Raw genomic sequence first — 22,478 nt, 5'->3', positions numbered from 1 at the left:
GCCTCCTTCGGCGCGGTACCTGGAGATCACGCGTCCGCTACGCTCACGGAAGCGGCATAGCTGAAATGACATCGCGTCCAAGATCCGGGGTCAAGGTCCGGGCGAGTACGCCCTCACAATCGGACGAAAGGACGACATGGCTATGGAGATCGAATCCACCGGAGCCACGCACTCGGGTGCGATCCGCCGTGCATTCGCGCTCGGTCTGGTGGGTACGACACTTCTGGCCACCCTCACCGCCTGCTCTCCTTCGCGCTCGCTCGAGGCGTACTGCAGCGTCATCGAGGAGCACAAGGAGAGATACATCAATGCCATGGCTGCAGCCACGGGCGGAGAGGACCTCATCGGCGGGATCATGCAGGCAGTCTCGGCGATCGGCGATATCGGGCAGATGTGGAAGGAAGCGGCAAAGGTCGCTCCCGAAGAGATCTCAGCTGACGTCGAGGCGACGGCAGCAGCATGGGATGCGCAGCTGAAAGCCGCGGAGAAGGCGGCGAGTGATCCCCTGGCCGGATTGACCGCCGGATTGATGAGCGGCATCACCAATGCCGCCGCCATCTCGCGTGTGGATCAGTACACGGCGGCGAACTGTCCGGGAATCGGCGCCGCATTCGTGGCTGTCGGCGACTCGGAGGACGACCTTGCGGCGGCCTCGGACGACGGCGAGACGTCGCCGGCAGCAGTGTTCCCTCGGGTCGACGAGCTCGAGGCATTCCGATGGTCGCCCTTCGAGTACGACGACGGCGACATCTTCATGGGGCCTCGTACCGTTGCGCTCATCGAGAAGGCACGCGAAGGGATCGTGCAGGTGTATGGCGCGGAGAACCCGTTGCCCGTGACGGTCTCTCCTCCCGTCGACGCGGATCGTGAGGTCCTCGGCCGTGCGTTCGGTGTGCAGCAGAGACCCGGCGCGGACTCCGCGCTGATCGTGACTTCGATGGAGCGGAAGCGCTCGACGGGACTGCAGGCTGGAGAGCAGGTCGTCACGATGCGCGTGTACGATGACAGCGGGACGACGGTGTCTGACGCTTGGGTGTCTGCTTTCGGGGGCGAGCAGATCAGCGGAACAGCGCTCTTCGGCGATACCGTCCATATCGCTATGTCGGACGAATCCACTCGAGAAGACATCTTCCTGGCCGTCTCGGCGTCGAGCGGAGACGTGATATGGCAGATGATCTGCTCGGTCCCGCTCGGCAACTACTTCTGGTTCTCGCGAGCGACGCATCATGTGATTCTCGGGGCGGATGGAACACGTGTCGTCGAGTGCGGGGATGATCTCATCGGGGTCGCGCCGAATGGCGACCAGATCTGGTCCTACACCCCGGAGCGATCGCAGCTGACGACAGGTGGCACCGCCCGTGTGCTTCCGGGAGACGCGGAACGTTTCGCCTATGATCAGAGCGCGGCGTCGAGTCAGGTCGATGTGTATGACATATCAACCGGTGAGCCCGTCGCGCTTGGTCTTCTCGAACCGCTCTACGATCCTGTATCCGGTCTGCTTCTCACCCGACCGGATGGTCAGCGCGGAGGAGGGGACGAATCCCTTCGCGTCACAGACACGGCGACCGGAGAAGTTCTGCTTCGCGTCTCCACATCGCAGGTCGAAGCGCTGCAGGGACTTACTCCGCTCGGTGCGTTCGATGAGCGGCTCTGGTTCTACACGAAGGACGGTCTGGAGATCGTGAGCCTGAGAACCGGTGAAAGCGACTCGCTCACTCCTGCCCGTGATGCGTCGGTGCCCCATTACGAGCCCTACCGGAACATTCCGCTCGTCTCGGGCGAGACGTGGGTGCTTCTCGGCCAGACGAACGGCGGCTCCTACCCTCGTGTCTCGGGCATCTACCGTGATCCCGCAGGAGCGATCACGACCGCAGACCTTCCTCCTGCAACTCGCTGATCCGTGCTCGGGACCGTCAGGAGAACGGTGGATCTGGGACCGGCCTGGCCGAAGGGAAGGGCGATGAGCCAGACCATCGAGATGATCGATCCTGTGACGGGAGAGATCATCGATCCGACACGCCCGCTCGGACGACTATCCGAACGGCAGGGGGGGTTAGGCTCCCCTTCCTTTTACTGAGTCAAAAAAAGTCCTACCCTGGATGTCATGACCACGACATCCGCCGACGCCATCCGCGCCGCCGGACTGCGGGTCACCGAGTCGCGCAGCGCCGTCTACGCGGCGCTCGGAGCCCACCCGCACGCCACGGCCGACGAGATCTACGCCGCCGTGCGCCCGCACCTGCCCAGCACGAGCCGGCAGTCGGTCTACAACGCGCTCGGCGACTTCGCCGATGCGGGACTCGTGCGCCGCATCGAGCCGGCCGGGCACGCCATGATGTTCGAGCTGCGCGTCGCCGACAACCACCACCACATCGTGTGCACGTCGTGCGGCGCCGTCGAAGACGTCGACTGCGTCGTCGGGCACGCGCCGTGCCTCGCCCCCTCCGACACGCACGGCTTCGCCGTCTCGGTCGCCGAGGTCACGTTCTGGGGCGTGTGCCCCGCGTGCCAGGCCGACCCGTCGCGCGGTGCGGCCGCCCGCGCCCTGACATCCGATCCCCCCACGACACCCGACACTCCCGAGGAAGGAACACCATGACCGAGCAGCACGACGCCGTCGCGCCCGTCGGCGAGGACGTCACCGGCATCGACCAGTCCGTGACCGTCACCGACACCGACGAGGCCCAGGCCGAGCAGGCCGCGACCTGCCCCGTCATCCACGCGCAGCCGCACCCCACCTCGGGCTCGGCGAACAACGTGTGGTGGCCCAACCAGCTGAACCTCCGCATCCTCAAGAAGAACCCCGCCGTGGGCAACCCCCTCGGCGAGGACTTCGACTACCGCGCCGCGTTCGATTCCCTCGACCTCGCGGCCGTCAAGGCCGACATCGCCGAGACCCTCACGACCTCGCAGGACTGGTGGCCCGCCGACTTCGGGCACTACGGCCCCCTCATCGTGCGCATGGCGTGGCACTCGGCGGGCACCTACCGCGTCACCGACGGCCGCGGCGGCGGCGGTGCGGGCCAGCAGCGCTTCGCACCGCTGAACAGCTGGCCCGACAACGTGGGCCTCGACAAGGCCCGCCGCATCCTCTGGCCCGTCAAGAAGAAGTACGGGCAGTCGATCTCGTGGGGCGACCTGATGATCCTCGCGGGCAACGTCGCGCTGGAGACGATGGGCTTCCGCACCTTCGGCTTCGCCGGCGGCCGCGCCGACGTGTGGGAGCCGGACGACGACGTGTACTGGGGCCCCGAGACGACGTGGCTCGGCGACGAGCGCTACTCGGGCGACCGCGAGCTGGAGCGTCCGCTCGCCGCCGTGCAGATGGGCCTCATCTACGTCAACCCGGAGGGCCCGAACGCCAACCCCGACCCCGTGGCGGCGGCGCGCGACATCCGCGAGACCTTCGGCCGCATGGCGATGAACGACGAGGAGACCGTCGCGCTCATCGCGGGCGGCCACACGTTCGGCAAGACCCATGGTGCGGCGCACGACAGCAACCTCGAGGACAACCCCGAGGCGGCCGGCCTGGAGATGCAGGGCCTCGGCTGGAAGAACAACCACGGCACGGGCAAGGGCGACGACCAGATCACGTCGGGCCTGGAGGTCACCTGGACCTACCACCCCACGCGCTGGGACAACGAGTTCTTCCACATCCTCTACGCCTACGACTGGGAGCTGTTCCACAGCCCGGCCGGCGCGCAGCAGTGGCGTCCGATCAACGGCGGTGGCGCCGACATGGTGCCGCTCGCGCACTCGAACGGCCGTCGCGAGCCCCGCATGCTCACGACCGACCTGGCGCTGCGCTTCGACCCCGAGTACGACAGGATCTCGCGCCGCTTCAAGGACGACCCCGAGGCGTTCGCCGACGCGTTCGCACGCGCCTGGTTCAAGCTGACGCACCGCGACATGGGCCCCGTCGAGCGCTACCTCGGCCCCGAGGTGCCCGCCGAGGAGCTGCTCTGGCAGGACCGTGTCCCCGCCGTCGACCACGAGCTGATCGCCGCCGCCGACGCCGCCGCGCTCAAGCAGCAGGTGCTCGACTCCGGTCTCACCGTGAGCGAGCTCGTCTCGGTGACGTGGGCCGCCGCCTCGACCTTCCGCGGCAGCGACAAGCGCGGCGGCGTCAACGGCGCCCGCATCCGCCTCGCGCCGCAGAAGGACTGGGAGGTCAACGCCCCCGCGCAGGTGCAGAAGGTGCTGGGCGTGCTCAGCGGCATCCAGTCGGCGTTCAACGAGAGCCGCACCGACGGCACGCGCGTCTCGCTCGCCGACCTCATCGTGCTCGCGGGCAACGCCGCGGTCGAGAAGGCCGCGAGCGACGCCGGCGTGGATGCCGTGGTGCCCTTCCACCCCGGCCGCACCGACGCCTCGCAGGAGCAGACCGACGTCGAGTCGTTCGGCTACCTCGAGCCGGCCGCCGACGGCTTCCGCAACTACTACGGACCCGTCGCCGCCGCGTGGGGCCTGCCCGCCGAGCACATGCTCATCGACCGCGCCAACCTGCTGACCCTGAGCGCCCCCGAGCTGACCGTGCTCGTCGGCGGCCTGCGGGTGCTCGGCACGAACTGGGACGGCTCGGAGTACGGCGTGTTCACCGACCGCGTCGGCGTGCTCACGAACGACTTCTTCGTGAACCTGCTCGACCTCGGCACGACGTGGACGCCGCTCGACCCCGGCAAGCACGCCTTCGAGGGCCGCAAGGACGGCTCGGGCGAGCTCGTCGGCCGCGGCACGCGCGTCGACCTGCTGTTCGGCTCGAACTCCGAGCTGCGCGCCCTCGCCGAGGTCTACGCCTCCGACGACGCCCGCGAGAAGTTCGTGCGCGACTTCGTCGCCGCATGGGGCAAGGTCACCGAGCTCGACCGCTTCGACCTCCACGCCTGAGGCCCGGCCGGGTGGCGGGGGAGCCTTGCCTCAACCCCGCTGGTCGAGTAGCGCGCGGAGCGCGCGTATCGAGACCCGTGTAGCGGTCCGTTACACGGGTCTCGATACACTCGCGGCTTTGCCGCGAGCACTCGACCAGCGGGGTCAAAGCACGCCGGCATCCGGCGGGGGGTGAAAGCGCGCCGGCATCCGGCGCAGACACACAGAAGGCCCGCTTTCTCGCCTCGGGGGAGCGGGCCTTCTGCGTCTCCGCGGTGCCTGAGCCCTGGCCTCGCCGGCCGGGTGGTGCGAGAGCTTCAACTCCGCTGGTCGAGTAGCGCGCGGAGCGCGCGTATCGAGACCCGTGTAGCGGTCCGTTACATGGGTCTCGATACACTCGCGGCTCCGCCGCGAGCACTCGACCAGCGGGGGTGAAAGCGCGCCGGCATCCGGCGGGGGTGCAGGGCGCGTCGGCATCGGCCGTAGACACGCTGAAGGCCCGCTTCCTCGTCTTGGGGGAGCGGGCCTTCAGCGTGTGCGGCGCCTACGCCTTCTTCGCCTCGAAGACGGCGCGGTAGACGAAGCCCGCGATCAGTGCGCCCACGATCGGGAACACGATGAACGCCCACAGCTGGCCGAGCGGTCCCGTGCCGCCGTAGATCGCCGCGGCGATAGAGCGCGCCGGGTTGACCGACGTGTTGGTCACCGGGATGGAGATGAGGTGGATGAGGGTCAGCGTGAGGCCGATCGCGAGGCCCGCGAACGCCGTGCCGAGGCGCGCGTGCGTGACGCCGAGGATCACGAACAGGAAGACGGCGGTCAGCACGATCTCGATCACGGCGGCGGCGCCGAGGCCGAACCCGCCGGGCGAGAGGTCGCCGAAGCCGTTGCTCGCGAAGCCGCCGGACTGCGCGGCGTCGAGCCAGCCCGCGGGACCGAACGAGCCGATGAGGAACAGCAGGCTCGACGCGACGGCGCCGCCGACGATCTGCGCGACGATGTAGCCCGGCGTGTCCTTCCACGCGAACCGGCCCGCGGCGGCGACGCCGAGCGTGACGGCGGGGTTGAAGTGGCCGCCCGAGATGGGACCCCACGCGTAGGCGCCCGCGACGACCGTGAGGCCGAACGCGAGCGCGACGCCCACGAAGCCCACGCCGAGCGAGGTGCCGTTGTCGCTCGCGCCGAAGTTCGCCGCGAACAGTGCGGTGCCGACGCCGCCGAAGACGAGCAGGAAGGTCCCGAGCGCTTCGGCGAGCAGCTTCTGGGCGGTGGTGGCGACCGGCTCCGGCGCGGTCGTCGTGACGGGCGCGGGCGGCGGCGTGCGCCCGGCGGAGGACCTGCGAGACATGGCGTGCTCCCTCGTTTCGGCATCGTTCTTCGGTACCGTTGTTGCGCCCGATTGTCCCCGCGGCGCACGGCGCGCGCTCCACGACACGCCGCGCACCGCCGTGCGCGCCGCGTGCGCGGCCGGCACGGCTACAGGCGCGCGGCGGCCTTGAGGGTGAGGTAGCGGTCGGCGATGGCCGGGGGAAGGTCCTCGGGTCCGCGGGCGATCGCCTCGCCGCCGGCGCGGCGCACGGCGCGGCCGACGCGCTCGGCGTCGCGGGTGGCCTGGGCGCGCGACGCGAGCTCGTACACGTCGTCGGGCGTGAGGCGGTCGGGCGCGGGCGGATCGTCGTCCGTCACGCTCCCGACGAGCACGGGGCACCGTCGCGTCGCCGCGGGCAGCGCCGCGAGGAAGCCGCGCGCGGTCTCCGGCGCGTCCTGCGCCGTGAGCAGCACCATGAGCGACGGCCGCGTCGTGAGCGTGCGCACGGCCGCGAACGCGGCATCCCAGTCGGTGTCGATGAGCTGCGGCTCGACCGGCGCCATCGCGTCGACGAGCGCCGGCAGCAGGCCCGGCCCGTCGACGCGGGTCACGCGCGCCCGCACGACACGGTCGAACATCACGAGGTGCACGTGGTCGCCCGCGCGCTGCGCGAGGGCCGCGAGCAGCAGGGCGGCCTCCATCGCGGCATCCATCCGCACGCCGTCGCCGACGCGCGCCGCGGCCGTGCGCCCCGTGTCGATCACGATCACGACGTGGCGGTCGCGCTCGGGACGCCACGTGCGCAGCATGGTCGTTCCGGCCCGCGCCGTCGCGCGCCAGTCGATCGAGCGCACGTCGTCGCCGCGCACGTACTCGCGCAGGCTGTCGAACTCGGTGCCCTGGCCGCGCACCTGCACGCTCGTGCTGCCGTCGAGCTCGCGCAGCCGCACGAGGCGCGAGGCGAGGTGCCGGCGCGCCGTGAACGGCGGCAGCACGCGGATCGCCCCGGGCGCGTCGATGCGGCCCTGGCGCCCCGCGAACCCCAGCGGCCCGCGCGTGCGCAGCACGACGAAGCCCGTGCGCAGCTCACCGCGCCGGCGGGGGCGCAGCGGCACGTCGATCGCGCGGCGCTCGCCGGGCGGCACGTCGACGCGGAACCGCGTCGCGGGCGCTCCGGCGGTGGGCTGCCACGCGTCCCGCAGCTCGCCGCGCACGGGACGCGGGCCCCCGTTGCGCAGCAGCACCGTCGTGGCGACCGGGGCGAAGCGCAGCACCCGCGCGGGCAGGCGCCGCATGACGGTCACCCGCCGCGGATCGGCGGCGAGCACGACGTCGACCGCCGTGAGCACGGCGCACAGCGCCGTCCACAGCCCCGCGACGCCCCACGCGGGCATGCCCGCCGCCGACAGGACGACGACGGGGATCACGCCCACCGCGAGGGCGAGCGCGAGCCGACCGGTCACGAACACGGCGTGCGCCCTACCCGTCCCACTGGGTCTCGACCGCGGCAGAGTGCGGGTGTCGCGCGCTCAGACCCGCACTCTGCCGCGGTCGAACGTCGTCTTCTCATAGCGGCACCGGGGTCTGGCGGACGACGGAGGAGAGGATCGCGTCGACCGACACCGCCTCGATCTCCGCCTCAGGCCGCAGCCGCAGACGGTGCCGCCACGTGGGCACGAGCATCGTCTGCACGTGATCGGGCGTGATGGCGGGGAAGCCGCCCAGCCACGCCCACGCCTTCGCGGTCGCCAGCAGCGCCGTCGCGGCGCGCGGGCTCGCGCCCAGCTGCACCGACGGCGAGTCGCGGGTCGCGCGCGCGAGGTCGACCACGTAGCCGAGCACGTCGTCGGACACCTCGACGGATGCCACGGCGCGCTGCGCCTCGTGGATCTCCGCGGCGCCCGTCACCGGCTCGACCCGGGCGAGATCGCGCGGCGAGAACCCGTCGGCGTGCCGGCGCAGCACCGCGATCTCGTCGGTGCGCGCGGGCATGCCGATCACGAGCTTGAGCAGGAAGCGGTCGAGCTGCGCCTCGGGCAGCGTGTACGTGCCCTCATGCTCGACGGGGTTCTGCGTCGCCGCGACGAGGAACGGATCGGGCAGCGGGCGCGAGACGCCGTCGGCCGACACCTGCCGCTCCTCCATCGCCTCCAGCAGCGCCGCCTGCGTCTTCGGCGGGGTGCGGTTGATCTCGTCGGCGAGCAGCACGTTCGTGAACACCGGCCCCGCGCGGAACTCGAAACCGCCCGCGTGCGCGTCGTAGACGAGCGAGCCGGTCACGTCGCCGGGCATGAGGTCGGGCGTGAACTGGATGCGGGTCGTGTCCAGCCCGATCGCGCGGCTGAAGCTGCGCACGAGCAGGGTCTTCGCGACGCCGGGCACGCCCTCCAGCAGCACGTGCCCGCGCGCGAGCAGGGCGATCAGCAGGCCCGTCACGGCGCCGTCCTGGCCGACGACGGCCTTGCCCACCTCGATGCGCACCCGGTTCATCGCCTCGCGCAGCTGCGGGTCGGTCTGACTCATGGATTCTTCCTCTCGGGGTGGAGCGCCTGGGCGACCGCGTCGTCGAGGCCGCGCAGGGCCTCGGCGAGGTCGACCAGCTCGCGGTCGGTGCCGGCCACGCCGTCGCGCAGAATGTACCGCACGCGCCCGCGGTCGGCGCCGAGACGGGCGGCCGCGGCATCCGCGATCTCGTCGACGGTCGCGGCCGGGCCGAGGCCGAGGCGCGTCGCGAGCCGGTCGAGCGTCGCGAGGCGCAGCCGGTCGAGCGCGTGCGTGCGGTCGCCCGTGCGCTGGTACAGCCGTGCGCGGCCGCGGGTGGTCTCGTCGGCGCGCACCGTCACGGGCAGCGTCTCGAAGACGAGCGGCCCGAAGCGGCGCCCGCGCCAGACGCCCGCGGCGATCGTCGCGAGCACGAGCATCGTGATCGCCGGGGTCACCCAGTCGGGGCTGAGCTCGCCGATGCTCGCGTCGCCCTCCAGATCGCTGTCGGCGAGCGCGGGCAGGTACCACACGAGCGTGGCGTGCCGTCCGAGCAAGCCCGCCGCGAGGGCCGCGTTGCCCTCGGTCGCGAGGTGCTCGTTGGTGAAGAGGCCGGCGGCGTCGACCGCCGCGACGCGGGTGCCGTCGCGGTCGGAGACGAGCAGGCCGTGGCCGTCGCCGGCGGGATAGCACGCGACCGTCCCGGATGCCGGGGAGAACACCTGCCACGGCGTGACCGCGCCGGCGCGCTGCGCCTCGGCGAGCTCGCACCGCGGCTCGGCGGTCTCGCCGCCGATGCCCGCGGGGGCCGCGTCGAGCAGCAGGCGCAGATCGCGCGTCGCGGGCTCGAGCAGCACGACGTCGGAGGCGCCCGCCGCGAGGCGCTGCACGGTCTCGTCGGAGAGCGGCGACGTGGCGCCGAGCGCGAGGGTCGTGCCGGCGACGGCCGCCGCCTCGGCCTCGGCGAGGGAGCGCGCCACGACGACGCGCACGCCCTGCGACTCGAGCACGCGCACGAGCGCGCGGGTGCCCGAGGGGCTCGCGGCGTCGGGCTCGAGCAGCCCCAGCGCCGGCTGCCGCACGATCGAGCCGATCGCGGCGGCGACGATGCCCAGCACGACGACGGCGACGGCGATGAGGATCCAGCCCGTCGCGGCGCGGCGGCGCGGGGGAGCGGCGACGGCGGTCATGCGAGGGCCTCGTCGAGCACGGGCGTCGCCGCCTGCAGCCGCGCGTCGAGCTCGGCGACGCGGGCATAGGCGTCGGCGGTGCCGGGCCGCTCCAGGTAGCGCACGTCGTCGAAGTCGTCGGCGATCGCGTTCAGCGCCGCGTGCTCGCCGGGGAACGCGGCCGTCGCGGCGGCGGCGAAGCGGTGCACGGTCGCGCCGGGCTCGATCTCGACGATCGTGCGCTCGGCGAGGGAGCGTGCGACGGCCCGCGTGCGCAGCACGGTCGCGCCGCCCCAGTCGCCGCCGGCGGCCGCGGCCTCCGCCGCGCGCCGCAGCTCGGCCGCCGTGAGCGTGTCGCCGTCGTCGAACAGTGCCGCGCGGCCGGCCGACCGGGCGGTCAGGCGCGGGAGCCCCCAGATGAGGATCGCGACGACGAGCAGCACGACGACGACGCCGACGACGAGGGTCGACAGCCACGGCCCGAGCGAGCCCGGGTTCAACCCCGAGAGCAGGTCGGCGAAGAACCGGAAGACGGCCTGGGCGAGGCGGTCGAAGGCCGACGGCTCGGCCGCCTGGTAGATCGGGTCGGCAAGCTCGCGCTCGGCCCACTCGCGCGCCTCGTCGCCGCCCGGGATGAGCGGCGGCCCGGCCGTCACGGCACCCCGCCGCCGGGCGGCGCCCACTGCGTCGGCGACGGCGGCCCGTCGGAGCCCGCCGGCGCGTCCGCCGCGGGGCCCCCGGGCGGCGCCGGGGCGGACGGGGCGACGGGAGAGGGGGGAGGGGCGGCCGGCGCCGCGACCGGCGGGGGTCCCGCCGGTGCCGGAGGCGCGTAGCCGGGACCCGGCGGGGGCCCCGCCGACGGCGGGGGCGCATAGCCGGGCGCCGGCGCATGCCCCGGCGCCGTCGGATACCCGTAGCCGGGCACGAACGGCGGGGCGGCGGGGCGCGGGGCGACGACGCGGCCGATGTGGGCCGTGTACGGATCGGCGAGGCCGGCCTCACCGGCATCCCGCCGCTCGACGTAGGAGAGCAGGTCGATGTCGAGCCCCTCGTGCCGCATGCGGCAGTCGACGTAGACGAGGCTCGTCGCCGTCGCCTGCACGACCATGCCGACCGCCTGGATGAGCACGACGATCACCTGGGTGACGATCGAGCCGACGAGCAGCGAGATGATCGCCCCGGCCTCGGGGTCGCCCGTGGGCGCGAAGATCTGCTCCATCCCGATCGACAGCAGCGACAGCGGCGTCGAGACCAGCTGGGCGAGGAAGCCGAACGCCAGCGAGATGATGACGACGATGCCGAGCGTCGACCAGAACCGGCCCCGCGTGAGCCGCCACGAGCGGGCGATCGCGCCGCGGATCGTCGCGTGCTCGATGACGATCGCGGCCGGCACGAGCAGCAGCTTGACCGTGAGCCAGAGATACAGCGGCAGCGCCGCGACCGCGGCGAGGATGCCGAGGAACAGCGCGGCGAAGCCGATCACGACCGACAGTCCGATGAGCGCGCCGACGATCGCGCCCGTCGCGAGCACGACGGCGAGCATGAGGAGGAGCATGTAGCCGACGAGGCGCCAGAACACGGGCCGCACGCGGGCCCACAGCTCGCGCAGCGTGAGCTTCTCGGCGAGCACCTCGCGCGAGACCTCCACGACGACGACGCCCTGCACGACGGCCGAGAACGCCGTCGACGCGATGCCGATGACGACGCCCACGACGGCCACGAGCGCCGTCGACCCGATCAGGATGGCCTCGAAGTCGTCGCTCGTCGTCGGCACGTTCACGATGCGCAGCACGGCCCAGACGCCCACGGCGGCCAGCGCGGTGCTCGCGACGAGCGTCACGATCGCCTGCACGACGAGCGCGAACCCCAGGAGCACGCGCGGGTTCTGGCGCAGCGCCGTGAACGAGCGGCCGAGGATCGTCCCGAAGGTCAGCGGACGCAGCGGCACGATCCCGGGACGCGACGCCGGCGTCCAGGCCGGGTAGACGGTCATGGAGCCTCCTCGAACGAGCCGTCGCGGTCCTCCCTATCGTTTCACACCCCTCCGACAGCGGTCCCCGGCGCTGTTCCGTGACCTTCCCGTCACCGTCGGATACTGTGAGAGAGCGCCCGATCTCGCAGCAGAAGGACTTCCCGGTTCCATGACAGCCCGCATCCTCGTCGTCGACGACGACACCGCCCTGGCGGAGATGATCGGCATCGTCCTGCGCACCGAGGGGTTCGAGCCCCTGTTCTGCGCCGACGGCGGCATCGCGGTCGACGAGTGGCGGGCGCAGCGGCCCGACCTCGTGCTGCTCGACCTCATGCTGCCCGGCATGGACGGCATCGAGGTCTGCACCCGCATCCGCTCGGAGTCGGGGGTGCCGATCATCATGCTCACGGCGCGCACCGACACGGCCGACGTCGTGCGCGGCCTGGAGTCGGGCGCCGACGACTACATCGTCAAGCCGTTCAACCCGAAGGAGCTCGTCGCCCGCATCCGCACGCGACTGCGGCCCGTCACGCAGCCCACGAGCGGCGTGCTGCGCATCGGCGACCTCACCGTCGACGTCGCCGGGCACGAGGTGCGCCGCGGCGACGAGGTCATCACGCTCACCCCGCTCGAGTTCGAGCTGCTCGTGGCGCTGGCGTCCAAGCCGCAGCAGGTGTTCTCGCGCGAGATGCTGCTCGAGCAGGTGTGGGGCTACCACTACAAGGCCGACACGCGTCTCGTCAACGTGCACGTGCAGCGCCTGCGAGCCAAGGTCGAGCTCGATCCCGACAACCCGCGCATCGTGATGACCGTGCGCGGCGTCGGCTATCGTGCGGGCGCGGCCGACTGACGATGCGGCGCCGGCCGTGAGCCCCGACGCGATCCCCGTCTCGGCCGGCGTGCGCGACTGGCGCTCGTGGCCGCGGCGCTTCGGGCACCTGTGGACGCGCTCGCTGCGCTTCCGCACGCTCGCCCTCACGCTCGGCCTCACCGCCCTCACGATCCTCGTCTCGATGGTCTGGATGGCCCTCGCCATCCAGAACGAGCTCTTCGAGTCGCGCGTGCAGCAGGCCCGCGAGGCCGCGTGGGACGCGACCCGATCGGCGCAGGTGCGGCTCGACGCCACGGTGGTCTCGAACGACCCGGCCGTGCTGCAGGACGTCGTGACCGACCTGCGCGACGTCGAGTTCCGGCAGGCCGCGACGAGCATGCTCGCGATGTACCGCGTCGATCCCGAGCCCCTGCCCGGCGCGCCGCAGAGCTTCGAGCAGGGCGGTCTCACCGAGGCGCTGCTCACCGACGGGCTGCGCGACACGGTGCGCCGCGACTCCAGCCTGCAGTGGTGGCAGTCGATCGGGCTCGCTGCCGAGGACGGCGGCACCGTGCCGGGCGTCGTCGTGGGGCAGCAGCTGGTCCTGCCCGAGGCGGGCGCCTACGAGCTGTACTTCGCCTACGACCTCGCGGGCGAGGCGCGCACGCTGCAGTTCGTGCAGCTCACGCTCTGGGGCGTCGGCTCGGTGCTCGTCGTGCTCATCGGCGCCATCTCGTGGATCGTGCTGCGCTCGGTCACGGTGCCGATCGCCCAGGCCGCCGAGACGAGCGCGACGCTCGCGGCCGGCGAGCTCAGCGTGCGCCTGCCCGTGCGCGGCCAGGACGAGTTCGCGGTGCTCGGGCGCTCGTTCAACGCGATGGCCGACAGCATCGAGGCGCAGATCAAGGAGCTCGCCGACCTGTCGCTCGTGCAGCAGCGCTTCGTCTCCGACGTGTCGCACGAGCTGCGCACGCCGCTCACGACCATCCGGCTCGCCGCCGACATGATCTTCGACCAGCGCGACGCGTTCGACGCCGCCACGGGGCGGGCGGCCGAGCTGCTGCACGCGCAGGTGCAGCGGTTCGAGACCCTGCTCGGCGACCTGCTGGAGATCAGCCGCTACGACGCCGGCTCGGTGCAGCTGGAGCTCGAGGCGACGAGCCTCGCCCACCTCGCCGAGGACGTCATCGCCTCGATGCAGCAGCTCGCCGAGCAGCACGGCTCCGACGTGCGGCTCGTCGCCCCCGGCGGGTACGCCCCCGTCGAGATGGACCCGCGCCGCATCCGCCGCATCCTGCGCAACCTGCTCGGCAACGCGATCGAGCACGGCGAGGGCCGGCCGATCGTCGTGACGGTCGACAGCGACCAGCGCGCCGTCGCGGTGGGCGTGCGCGACTTCGGCATGGGGATGTCGGCCGCCGACGCGGAACGCGTCTTCGACCGGTTCTGGCGCGCCGACCCCTCGCGCAAGCGCACGATCGGCGGCACGGGGCTGGGGCTGTCGATCGCCCTCGGCGACGCGCGCCTGCACGGCGGCACCCTCGCGGTGTGGTCGGCGCCCGGGCGCGGCACGCACTTCGTGCTCACGCTGCCGCGCGACGGCGCCGACATCGGCGACACGTCGCCGATCGCCCTCGACCCCGGCGACGACGACATCGCCCCGTACGACGCGCTCGGCGCGACCCGCCCGATCGACGTCGTGCCCGGCGCGACGGGGGCGATCGGCACGGCGGGCCCGGCCGGGCCGATGGGGGTGGCGAGATGACGGCGCGGTCGCTGCGCGCGCTCGCCGTGTGCCTGCTCGTGGTGGCGCTCGCCGCGTGCGCGGGCCTGCCGACGCGCGGGCCGGTCAACGCGGGGGGCGTCTCGGCCGAGGTCGACCGCGAGGCCGACTTCGCGTACCTGCCCGACCGGCCGGTCGAGGATGCCACGCCCGAGCAGATCGTCGACGGCTTCCTCGCCGCGGGGTCGGGCCCGCGCGGCAACTGGTCGATCGCGCGCGAGTTCCTCGCCCCGTCCTACCGCGACCAGTGGGACCCGCGCGCGGGCGTCACGATCCACCGCCCCGGCCGCCCCGTGCCCGTGCTCACGGGCGACGGCACGGTGCAGGTGAGCGTGCACCCCACGGGCGCCGTCGACCACACCGGCGCCTACACCTCCGAGGTCGGCGGCGACGTCACGCTCGAGTTCCGGCTCGCGCAGAACGCCGACGGCCAGTGGCGCATCGTGCAGGCGCCGAGCGGCATCGTGATCGACGAGGGCCGCTTCGCGACGGTGTTCCGCAACTATCCCGTGATGTTCTTCGACCCCACCTGGACCTACCTCGTCCCCGACGAGCGCTGGTTCCCGCGCGAGTTCGCGGCGACGTACATCGCCGAGGCGCTCGTCGGCGGCAGTCCGAGCCCGTGGCTCACCGACGCCGTCGTCACCGCGTTCACGGAGTCGTCGCGCGTCGAGCAGCGCGCCGTGCCCGTGCGGCAGGGCGTCGCGCAGGTCTCGCTCGGACCGGCCGCCCGCTCGCTCGAGCAGACGGTGCTCGACCGCATGCAGACGCAGCTGCAGCACAGCCTCGCGGGCGCCGGCATCCGCTCCGTCGCGATGATGGTCGGCGACCAGACCCTGTCCGCGACCGCCGTGCACGAGCGCTCCACCCGCATCGACCCGCGGCCCCTCCTGCTCACCGCCGAGGGCTTCGGCTTTCCGATGGGCGAGAGCCTGGAGGTCATCCCGGGCCTGAGCTCGGCGATCACCGCGCTCGAGGAGCCGCCCGTCGCGATCGAGGTCGACGCCGACCGCACGTCCGCGGCCGTGCGGTTCGTCGACGGCAGCACCGCGCTCGTGAGCGCCGAGGGCGACGTCGTGCCGCTCGGCGGGCCGGGCAGCACGGTCGCGCCGTCGGTCGACCCGTTCGGCTTCGCGTGGACCGTCGACGCGACCGAGGCCGCCGTGCCGACGGTGTTCGCCGCCGACGGCGACCTCGTCGAGCTGACCGTGTCGCTGCCCGGCGTCACGCGCATCGACGCGCTGCAGGTCTCCCGCGACGGCACGCGCCTCGCCGTCGTCGGTCGCGACGGCACGGTGCCCACGCTCTGGGTCGCCGGCATCGTGCGCGACCGCGACGGCACGCCCGTGCGCCTGGGCGGCGAGCGGAGGATCCTCGCGACGCTCGGCAGCAGGGGGATGTCGCTCACGTGGCTCGACGCCGAGACCGTCGCCGTGCTCACGGCGGGCGAGGGCGAGACGCACGTGCACGAGCAGCGCATCGGCGGCGGGCTGACCGTGCGCCCGGCGCCCGCCGACGCCGTGCTGGTCACGGGCAGCAGCCAGTCGGGCGGGCTGCGCGTGCTCGACGCCGCCGGCATCCTCTACCTGCAGCGCGGCGGCACCTGGCAGAACGTCGCGACCGACGTGCTCGGCGTCGCGATCCAGCAGGGCACGCCGGAGTAGCGGCGGCGCGCCGCCTCGTCCCCAGCCGAGCGGATGCCGCGGCTGTCCACCGATCCCGGGCCACGCCGCCGGCGGCGTGGCCCGCCGCGGCAGACTCGGGACATGCCGATGCCTCCCTCCGTCGCCGCGGCGCTCGCCGAGGCCCTGTCGCTCGTCCTCCCCTCCTGGTGCGCGGGGTGCGATGCGCCCGGCGCGGCCGTGTGCGACGCGTGCCGTGCCGCCCTCGCGCCGCGCCCGAGGCGTCGCGAGCTCGCCGGCGGCCTCGTGGTCGCGAGCGCGCTGCCGTTCGACGGGGCCGTCGCCCGCGCCGTGCGCGCGCTGAAGGAGGAGGGGCGCACGGAGCTCGCTCGGCCGCTCGGAACGGCGCTCGACGCGGCGCTCCGCACGATCGCGCCCGCGGGCGACGTCGCGGTCGTCGCGGTGCCCTCGTCGCGCGCGGGCATGCGCCGCCGCGGATACGCGCCCGCCGCGCTGATCGCCCGCGCCGCGGGCCGCCGCCCGCTCGGGCTGCTGCGCGTCGCCGGCCGGGCCGGCGACCAGCGCGGGCTGTCGCGCGAGGAGCGCCGCCGCAACGTCGAGGGGACGCTGCGCGCGCGGCCTTGCGCGGGGGTGCGCGTGGTGCTCGTCGACGACGTCGTGACGACGGGTGCGACCCTCGTCGAGGCCGCGCGGGCGCTGCGTGCCGCGGGGGCGATCGTCGTCGGCGCGGCCACCGTCGCGGCCACTCCGCGCCGCGCTCTATGAACTGCCTTAGTCACGGCAGATGATGCGTGACAGGGCGCCCCCGCGCCGATAGCGTGGAACGTGCAAGGCGAACCCAGGGTCCGCCCGTGACGGGGAGGACCCGGAACAAGGAGGTCACGGATGGAAACCAGCATCGTCGGCGTCGGAGTGAGCATCTCCGACCGCTTCCGCACGGTTGCAGAAGAGAAGTCCACCCGTGTCGAGCACCTCGCGCCCCGCGCGCAGCGGCTCGACATCAAGGTGACGCACCGTGCGTACCGCAATGGCAGTCGTGAGGAAGAGACGGTCGAGCTCACCCTCACCGGCAAGGGGCCCGTGATCCGGGCCGAGGCCACCGATCACGACAAGTTCGCCGCTCTCGACCAGGCCGTCGACAAGCTGTCGGAGCAGATCCGTCGCGCGAAGGAGAAGCGCGTCGACGCCCGCAACAACCCGCGCGGCGCCAAGTTCGAGAAGGGCACGGGATCGCTCGCCGGCATCGACGTGCAGCCCGCCCCGCTCGACGTCGTGCAGGCCGTCGCGACCGGCACGATCCCGATCGTCTCGCAGGCCGAGGACGACGAGGACTACACGCCCGTCGTCATCCGCACGAAGGAGTTCGACGCGGAGTGGATGACCGTCGAGGAGGCCGTCGACCGCATGGAGCTGGTCGGGCACGACTTCTTCCTCTTCATCGACGCCCGCACCGACTTCCCCAGCGTCGTCTACCGCCGCAAGGGCTGGGACTACGGCCACATCGCGCTCAGCGCGGTCGCGCCGCCCGCGGCGGAGCTCGCGTCCTGACCGCAGGAGCCTGAGCGCGGGGCCCTGATCCCAGGACCCCGAACACGGAGGGGCGGATGCCACGGCATCCGCCCCTCCGTCATGCCGCCCCGAGGGTGCTGGTTATCCTCGCGAGGGTGCCTGTTGTTCTCGCGAGGGTGCCTGTTGTTCTCGCGAGGGTGCCTGTTGTTCTCGCGAGGGTGCTGGTTGTTCTCGCGAGGGTGCCTCCGAAAGCACCCTCGTGGAGATACCCAGCACCCTCGTGGAGACAACAGGCACCCTCGGGGAGACAACCAGCACCCTCGCGGAGACAGCGGGCACCCTCGCGGGGCGGGCTCAGTCGAAGAAGCCGTCGAGCAGCGAGCCGATCACGAGGCCGCCGAGGATGCCGCTGGCGAGATCGCCGCCGCCGCTGCCGCGCCGTCCGCCGCCCCAGCCGCCCTGGTCGTTGCCCGGACGCGACTGGTCGATGTCGCGCTGCGCGAGCTGCAGCGCCTCGGCGGCGAGCATGCCGCAGCGGCGCGCGTCGGCCATGGCGCGCTCGCGATCGTCCTCGTCGATCGGGCCGGCCGCGACGGCGGCCAGATCGATGCGGATGCGCTCAGCCTCGGCGAGGCGCGTGCGCGCATCGGCGCCGATCCAGCCGCGGTGACCGGAGATCACGCTGCGGGCGACCCCGAGCTGGCGGTCGGCGTCGTCGATCGCGTGCCGCACGTGCGCCTCGGAGGGCACGGGCCGCGCCTCGCGCTCCCGCGCCTTGCCGACGGCGGCGTCGAGCGCCGCGTTCGCCTCGCGCAGGCGCGTGAGCTCGCCGAACGGGTCGGGCTTCTGTCCCGCGGGCGTGAGGGCGCCGAGCTCGCGCTCGAGTGCGGTGACGGCCGCGGCGACGGGGGCGTGCCGCAGGAAGGGGCGGGCCGCGACGATGTCCTCGCGCGAGTCCTCGATGATCGCGGCGAGCGTCGACTCGGCGCGCAGCGCCTCGATCTCGTACGTGTCCACGGCATCCAGCAGCGTGCGCGCGCGCCGCACCGCCTCGATCGCGGTCTCCAGCGCCAGGTTGGCCTGCTCGCGCTGCCCGCTCTCGCGGCGGGCCGTGGAGATGTCGGCGCTGTGCTCGGCGAACGCGAGCAGCTGCCGCGTCTCGGCGGCGTTGCCGGCGACCTTGTGCACGGCCGCGGGCGCGTACCGCTCGGTCAGCCGCGCCGCCGTCGCCTCCGCACCCGGGACGCGCTCGGCGAGGCGCACGAGGTCGCTGCGGATGCCGGCGATGATCTCGGGGGCCCGGCGCGCCCGCTCGACGGCGCCCGCGAGCGCCTCGGTGCGGTCGTCGAGCAGCTCGCCCGCCCACTCGCACAGCTGGATGATGCGCGCGTTGCGCGTGCGCAGCTCCTCGGGGGTGTCGGGGATGTCGTCGTGGTTGAGCTGGTTCAGGTGGAAGGCCTCGCCCAGGTGGTGCCGCACGGCGTCGAGCGCCTCGCGCAGATCGCGCGTGGCGTCGGCGCCGAGCTCGATCTCGGCGTAGGCGAGCTCGTCGGTCGTCAGCCGCAGCCGCTCGTCGGCGGCCACGAGGGCCGCGTCGGCGCGCTTGCCCTGTTCGACGTCCTGCGCCGCGAGCTGCTCGCGCTCCCTCTTGCGACTGCCCCAGAATCCGGCCATGCATCGATCCTACGTTCGCGACATGTGCAGCAGCCCCTCGTCGTCCCGTCTCGTCCGCCTCGCCCGCCGACCCGTGCGTGGTGCAGGACGGATTCGGGATGCCGGGCGTGTCGCGCGGCGTCCCGGCCCGTCGGACGGGAAAGTCCTGCACCGCGCACGCCGTGGCTAGAACCGCAGCGCGTCGATCACCTTGACGCGCATCGCGACGAGGGCGGGGAGGATGCCGGCGAGCGCGCCGATGCCGACGGCGGCCACGAGGCCCGTGAGCGCCGCGCGCATCGGGAACGGCGGCACGTCCTGCAGCCCCGAGAACATGATCTCGGTCGTCAGGGGCGTGCGCAGCACGGCCACGACGATCAGGATGCCGATGACGCCGGCCACGGCCGTCGCGACCACGTTCTCCAGCATCACGACGGTGAAGACGCGTCCCGCCGTGGCGCCGAAGCTGCGTCGCACGCCGATCTCGCGGATGCGCTGCCGCATCGCGACGAGCTGCACGTTCACGAGGCTCAGCCCGCCCAGCAGCAGCACGAGCGAGACGCCGCCGACCATCGCCAGCTCCGCCATCGCGCGTCCCGGATCGGGGCGCGACGCCCAGTCGGTGCGCGACACGCCGATCGTCGTCCCGTCGGTGATCCCCTGCCGCAGGTCGGCCGCGAGCACGGGCCCGATCTCGGACGCCTGATCGGTGCCGACCCACACCTCCCACGTGGGCGCCGTTCCCTCCGGCAGGCCGCCCGCGCGCGCGACGTACGTGTCGAAGAGCAGCGTCACCGTCTTCTGCGTGTCCCACATCCCCTCCCGCGGGCGCACGCCGACCACCTGGTAGGTGCCCGCGACGTCGCCGCCGAGCGTCACCGTGGGATGCGTCGCCACGGGCCGGCTCCCCAGCACCTCCCACAGCGCCTCGCTGACGATGATCGGGGGAGCCGCGAGCTCCTCGTCGCCGTCGCGGAACCAGCGGCCCTCGGCGACCACGACGCGGTGCATGGTCGCGTAGTCGGGGTCGACGAGCTCGACCTGCGCCGGCCGCAGGTAGTCGCTCGTCTGGATCGGCACCGTGAAGCCGGTCGCGCGCCGCGACACGTGCGAGAAGCCGAACCGCTCCGACACGCGATCGAAGCGCTGCTGCATCGCGGAGAGGTCGACCGCGCCGCCGCCCTCGCGTCCCGCCGACACCGAGAGCGTCGCGGGGCGCCCGCCGTTGCGGTCGGAGTACTCCGCGTTCTGCTGCCAGGCGTACTCGTTGAGCGCGACGACGGCGGTGATCGCCCCGACCGACACGGCGATCGCGACGAGGCTCAGCAGCACCCGCAGCCGATGGTGCCGCACCTCCGCCCACGCCTCGGCGAGCGCCCCGACGATCGCGCTCACCGGGTCACCGCCGCGAGGGGAGAGGCGGCGATCGCGGTCTCGAGCTCGAACGACTCGAGCCGCCCGTCCACGAGCCGGTAGTGCCGGCGGGCGCGCGCCGCCACGTGCAGATCGTGCGTGATCGTCACGAGCGCGGCATCCGTCTCGGCGGCGACGGCGTCGAGCAGCGCCATCACGGCCGCGCCCGTGTCGACGTCGAGGGCGCCCGTCGGCTCGTCGGCCAGGATGAGCGCCGGCCGGCGCACGAGCGCGCGGGCGATCGCGACGCGCTGCTGCTCCCCGCCCGAGAGGCGCTCGGGCGGGGTGTCGAGCCGATGGCCGAGACCCACGCGCTCGAGCATGTCGCGGGCGATGCGTGCGCGCTGCCAGAACGTGCGCCCCTTCGTGTAGCCGAGCGGCATCACGACGTTCTCGGTCGCGGTGCGCCCGGCCAGCAGGTTGAACTGCTGGAAGACGAACCCCACCTCGCGCCCGCGCAGCCGGTCGAGCGGTCCGCGGCGGATGCGGCGCACCTCGCGGCCCCGGAACGCGACCGTGCCGCTCGACGGCTCGTCGAGCATCCCGAGGATGTTCAGCAGCGTCGACTTCCCCGAGCCGCTGCGGCCGACGATCGCGACGTGGTCTCCCGCCGCGACGTCGAGGTCGACGCCGCGCAGGATGTCGAGGCGGCTCTCGTCGGGCAGGACGACGTGCCGCATGACGCCCCTGAGACTGACGAGGGTGGGGCTGACGCGGGAGGGGCTCACGAGATCGGGAGCGGATGCCGGGGTGCTCACCAGTTCCACCCCGGCTCCTCGCAGTACTGCCCGCCGCGACCGTCGTCGTAGCAGACGGGCTCGGCGCTCTCGGTGGTGCCCGGCACGAACTCGCGCACGCGGTCGCCCTCCGCGAGCCCCTCGGTCACCTCGACCCGCGTGCCGTCGTTGACGCCGAGCGCGACCGTGCGCTCCTCGAGGCCGTCCGCACCGTCGTCGACCCACACGACGCCCGAGCGCGCGCCGCCCTTGACGGCGGTCAACGGCACGACGAGAACGCCGGATGCCGTGCCGATCCGCACGTCGAGCGTGACCGGCAGGCCGGCGAACACGATCTGGTCGGCCGGCACGGCGCAGCGCACGCTCGTCGTGCCGTCGGGGGAGACGGCGGTCGTCAGCCCCGTGCAGACGAACGGCGCGGGGCCGTCGGGGATCGTGACGGTGCCCTCGGTGGGCGCGCCGACGAGCCGGTAGAGCTGAGCGGCCTGCACGTCGCCGTGCACGTGGTAGCGCGCGGGGGTGAGCGTGGCGATGTCGCCGCCGAGGCTCACGGGCTGGCCCTCCATGACCGTGAGCTCCGAGATGTCTCCGGCCTCGGGCGCGACGATGTCCTCGTAGCGCCACTGGTCGTACACGATCGTCACGAGCACCTGGCCCGCCTCGACGGCCTGGCCGTCGGCGACGTGCACCTCGTCGATCTCGCCGTCTCGCGTGCTGCGCACGGCGTACGCCTCGTCGCGGGCGATCGTGCCGGTCAGCGTCAGCGCGTTGGAGACGTCGCCGCGGGCGACCTCGAAGACGGGGTCCGCGATCTCGGCGCTCGGCAGGGCGGGAGGCGCGGCCGGATCGGGGAAGAACGCGATCTTGGTGAGGCCGGCGGCGATCACGCCGAAGATCACGACCATGAGAATGGGAAACACCCACCGGCGCCAGACGAGCACGGCATCCTCCTCGCTCTGCGGCGACGGTCGCCGCCTGCTGGTACCTGGCTATCAGCCGCGGAAGACGCGCGGGTGACGCCGGCGGAAAGCCCCGGGTGAGCTGGGGGCACACCCTTAGGGGACCCTGGGTATCGTCCCGGGCAGGGCGTCGGAAGAATCACGGACGGGTAACATGGCGGGGTATGCCTGGG

General features: G+C 73.1%; 18 protein-coding genes. 8 read left to right on the top strand and 10 right to left on the bottom strand.

The genetic code is table 11. The annotated features are described in order from the left end of the window. The first annotated feature begins 136 nt into the window (after positions 1-136). The 3 genes from AOA12_RS15600 to katG all read left to right on the top strand — a co-directional run bounded on the left by AOA12_RS15600 (position 137) and on the right by katG (position 4,887). Positions 137-1,897 (top strand): hypothetical protein, encoded by a 1,761-nt coding sequence (locus AOA12_RS15600; protein WP_054684778.1) that lies wholly within the window; start codon positions 137-139, stop codon positions 1,895-1,897. Between the two features lie 207 nt (positions 1,898-2,104). Next, positions 2,105-2,599: a Fur family transcriptional regulator gene (locus tag AOA12_RS15595; protein WP_082406302.1), complete on the top strand. Its 495-nt coding sequence runs from the start codon at positions 2,105-2,107 to the stop codon at positions 2,597-2,599. Next, positions 2,596-4,887, top strand: a complete 2,292-nt coding sequence (katG, locus tag AOA12_RS15590) for a catalase/peroxidase HPI (protein ID WP_054684776.1) — start codon at positions 2,596-2,598, stop codon at positions 4,885-4,887. Before AOA12_RS15595 ends, katG begins: the two co-directional genes overlap by 4 nt. Positions 4,888-5,410: 523 nt before the next feature. Here the strand turns inward: katG and aqpZ are convergent. From aqpZ to AOA12_RS15560, 6 genes are all read right to left on the bottom strand, one after another. Continuing rightward, on the bottom strand, positions 5,411-6,214 hold the full coding sequence (gene aqpZ / locus AOA12_RS15585) for an aquaporin Z (protein ID WP_082406301.1): 804 nt from the start codon (positions 6,212-6,214) through the stop codon (positions 5,411-5,413). Positions 6,215-6,342: 128 nt separating this feature from the next. After that, on the bottom strand, positions 6,343-7,644 hold the full coding sequence (locus AOA12_RS15580; RefSeq protein ID WP_054684775.1) for a DUF58 domain-containing protein: 1,302 nt from the start codon (positions 7,642-7,644) through the stop codon (positions 6,343-6,345). A 97-nt stretch (positions 7,645-7,741) separates the two neighbouring features. Continuing rightward, positions 7,742-8,698, bottom strand: a complete 957-nt coding sequence (locus AOA12_RS15575; protein ID WP_054684774.1) for an AAA family ATPase — start codon at positions 8,696-8,698, stop codon at positions 7,742-7,744. Beyond that, positions 8,695-9,846: a DUF4350 domain-containing protein gene (locus AOA12_RS15570; RefSeq protein WP_054684773.1), complete on the bottom strand. Its 1,152-nt coding sequence runs from the start codon at positions 9,844-9,846 to the stop codon at positions 8,695-8,697. Before AOA12_RS15570 ends, AOA12_RS15575 begins: the two co-directional genes overlap by 4 nt. Continuing rightward, complete coding sequence (locus tag AOA12_RS15565; protein ID WP_156366528.1) at positions 9,843-10,481, bottom strand: DUF4129 domain-containing protein; 639 nt, start codon at positions 10,479-10,481, stop codon at positions 9,843-9,845. The genes AOA12_RS15570 and AOA12_RS15565 overlap by 4 nt, the downstream gene beginning before the upstream one ends. After that, positions 10,478-11,818, bottom strand: a complete 1,341-nt coding sequence (locus AOA12_RS15560) for a glycerophosphoryl diester phosphodiesterase membrane domain-containing protein (protein WP_054684770.1) — start codon at positions 11,816-11,818, stop codon at positions 10,478-10,480. Before AOA12_RS15560 ends, AOA12_RS15565 begins: the two co-directional genes overlap by 4 nt. 148 nt (positions 11,819-11,966) lie before the next feature. Here AOA12_RS15560 and mtrA point away from each other — a divergent pair, with 148 nt between their 5' ends. The 5 genes from mtrA to hpf all read left to right on the top strand — a co-directional run bounded on the left by mtrA (position 11,967) and on the right by hpf (position 17,582). Then, entirely contained in the window at positions 11,967-12,647 is a 681-nt protein-coding gene (gene mtrA / locus AOA12_RS15555; RefSeq protein WP_054684767.1) for an MtrAB system response regulator MtrA, read from the top strand. Positions 12,648-12,663: 16 nt separating this feature from the next. Beyond that, positions 12,664-14,373 (top strand): MtrAB system histidine kinase MtrB, encoded by a 1,710-nt coding sequence (gene mtrB, locus AOA12_RS15550; RefSeq protein WP_054687117.1) that lies wholly within the window; start codon positions 12,664-12,666, stop codon positions 14,371-14,373. After that, entirely contained in the window at positions 14,370-16,055 is a 1,686-nt protein-coding gene (locus tag AOA12_RS15545; protein ID WP_054684766.1) for an LpqB family beta-propeller domain-containing protein, read from the top strand. Before mtrB ends, AOA12_RS15545 begins: the two co-directional genes overlap by 4 nt. A 102-nt stretch (positions 16,056-16,157) precedes the next feature. Then, positions 16,158-16,799: a ComF family protein gene (locus tag AOA12_RS15540; protein WP_054684763.1), complete on the top strand. Its 642-nt coding sequence runs from the start codon at positions 16,158-16,160 to the stop codon at positions 16,797-16,799. 120 nt (positions 16,800-16,919) lie between these two features. Beyond that, positions 16,920-17,582, top strand: coding sequence for a ribosome hibernation-promoting factor, HPF/YfiA family (hpf, locus tag AOA12_RS15535; RefSeq protein ID WP_054684760.1), 663 nt, complete (start codon positions 16,920-16,922; stop codon positions 17,580-17,582). A gap of 315 nt (positions 17,583-17,897) precedes the next feature. Here hpf and AOA12_RS15530 read toward each other — a convergent pair whose 3' ends face one another. The 4 genes from AOA12_RS15530 to AOA12_RS15515 all read right to left on the bottom strand — a co-directional run bounded on the left by AOA12_RS15530 (position 17,898) and on the right by AOA12_RS15515 (position 22,287). Then, positions 17,898-19,217, bottom strand: a complete 1,320-nt coding sequence (locus AOA12_RS15530) for a hypothetical protein (protein WP_054684759.1) — start codon at positions 19,215-19,217, stop codon at positions 17,898-17,900. Positions 19,218-19,382: 165 nt separating this feature from the next. Continuing rightward, positions 19,383-20,591, bottom strand: coding sequence for an ABC transporter permease (locus AOA12_RS15525; protein ID WP_054684757.1), 1,209 nt, complete (start codon positions 20,589-20,591; stop codon positions 19,383-19,385). Then, positions 20,588-21,289 carry an ABC transporter ATP-binding protein gene (locus AOA12_RS15520; protein ID WP_054687116.1) on the bottom strand — a complete coding sequence of 234 codons (702 nt, stop codon included), beginning with the start codon at positions 21,287-21,289 and terminating at the stop codon, positions 20,588-20,590. Before AOA12_RS15520 ends, AOA12_RS15525 begins: the two co-directional genes overlap by 4 nt. Positions 21,290-21,363: 74 nt before the next feature. Then, positions 21,364-22,287: an efflux RND transporter periplasmic adaptor subunit gene (locus AOA12_RS15515; RefSeq protein WP_054684755.1), complete on the bottom strand. Its 924-nt coding sequence runs from the start codon at positions 22,285-22,287 to the stop codon at positions 21,364-21,366. Positions 22,288-22,478: the final 191 nt, after the last annotated feature.

Origin of the sequence: Microbacterium sp. No. 7, assembly GCF_001314225.1 — a bacterium.
In the GTDB taxonomy this organism is placed as follows: domain Bacteria; phylum Actinomycetota; class Actinomycetes; order Actinomycetales; family Microbacteriaceae; genus Microbacterium.
This window is presented reverse-complemented; position numbering and strand designations above follow the sequence as displayed.